1 protein-coding gene is annotated in these 1,481 nt (G+C 63.3%); it reads left to right on the forward strand.

The window, feature by feature from the left end; all coding sequences use genetic code 11:
* The first annotated feature begins 210 nt into the window (after nucleotides 1-210).
* Nucleotides 211-1,410 carry a tyrosine-type recombinase/integrase gene (locus CKO28_RS27610; RefSeq protein ID WP_207168968.1) on the forward strand — a complete coding sequence of 400 codons (1,200 nt, stop codon included), beginning with the start codon at nucleotides 211-213 and terminating at the stop codon, nucleotides 1,408-1,410.
* Nucleotides 1,411-1,481 lie beyond the last annotated feature (71 nt).

The following is a 1,481-nucleotide window of genomic DNA, read 5'->3' on the forward strand; positions in this document are numbered from 1 at the left end:
CAGGAACTATGCGGAGTCCAAGGTTATGCGGAGATGGCGAGGGTGCGGCTTAGAAAGCTGTTTTCGATCAGTCGCTTAGCGTAGCCGAGGCTGGTTAAAGCTCAGCATAACTAAAGGTCCGTCTCCCATCTATCTTTGGTGCCCCGATGCACCCTAAGGAGATGAGGAAATATGGACCACAATCCTGTGTCGTCTCGCACACCGTGTTTAATGGATGCCGGCAACCTCGCTGAATCGATCGCGGCATTCGATGGGCAATTAGCAAAACTTGGTCATACTCGGCTGACCCGCCTTAAATATTCGGAGGGCGCCCGGCATTTTGCGGCCTGGTTGAGGCTGTCCGGTGTAGCGGTTGCTTCTGTCGATGACTGTGTCGTTACCCGGTTCGCGACGCACGATTGTTGCTGTAGCGGCTACCGACGGCAGTCACGGCTCTCGCGGCGCTACGTGAACAAAGTACGCCGCTTCGTGCGTTTCCTGATCGAACAAGAACTCGTCGCCGCTCCGCCAGCGCCGACTGTGAACTCGGTTCCAGAGTCCGTCGTAGCCTTCCAGGAGTTCCTGCGTTCCCATCGCGGGCTCGCTGAGCGGACGATCGATCGCAACGGTCGTTTGGTCCTGCGCCTACTGCCGGTGCTTGGCGGTGATCCAGAGGCCTATGACGCAGCTCGTGTGCGACACGTGATCCTCGAGCAGGCACGGTCGTGTTCGCCCGGCTACGTCAAAACCATGACGACCGCGCTTCGGGCGTACTTGCGCTTCCTCGCCGCTCGCGGCGCCTGCCAGCCCGGGCTTGATCGCGCCGTGCCGGCGGTCGCCGAGTGGCGGCTTTCGACGCTGCCCCGCTACCTGCCAGCTGAGCGCGTTGAGCAGCTGATCAGCGCGTGCGACACAAGTACACCAATCGGCTTGCGCGACCACGCGATCCTGCTTCTGCTCGCCCGCCTTGGCTTGCGGGCCGGCGACGTGACCGCCTTGCGGCTCGACGATCTCGCTTGGCATGAGGGCACGCTGCGGCTCTGTGGCAAAGGCCGTCGGGAGGTTCGGTTACCGTTGCCGCAGGACGTCGGCGACGCCCTGCTCGCGTACATCGAACGGGTGCGGCCGCGAGTCCCAGAGGAAAGGGTCTTTCTGCGGGTGCACGCGCCGTATCGTCCGTTCAGCCGCTCTGGCTGCATTGCGGCGGTGGTCCGACGGGGCCTCGAACGGGCTGGCATCGCTGACGCGCCGTCCCAGGGCGCCAGGCTTCTGCGCCATTCGGCTGCGACCGCCATGCTGCGCGGCGGCGCGACGCTGGAAACGGTGGGCACGGTGCTGCGCCATCGCTCCGTCGATACGACGGCTCACTATGCCAAGGTCGACGTCGCGACGCTGACCGCCATCACGCAACCCTGGCCGGGAGAGGCGTGATGCTCAGCGAGGATCTTGGCCGCTACATCGCTCTCCATCGCAGCCTCGGGTTTAAGTATGACTTTCCAGCA

The organism is Rhodovibrio sodomensis (assembly GCF_016583645.1).
GTDB classification, from domain to species: Bacteria; Pseudomonadota; Alphaproteobacteria; order Kiloniellales; family Rhodovibrionaceae; genus Rhodovibrio; species Rhodovibrio sodomensis.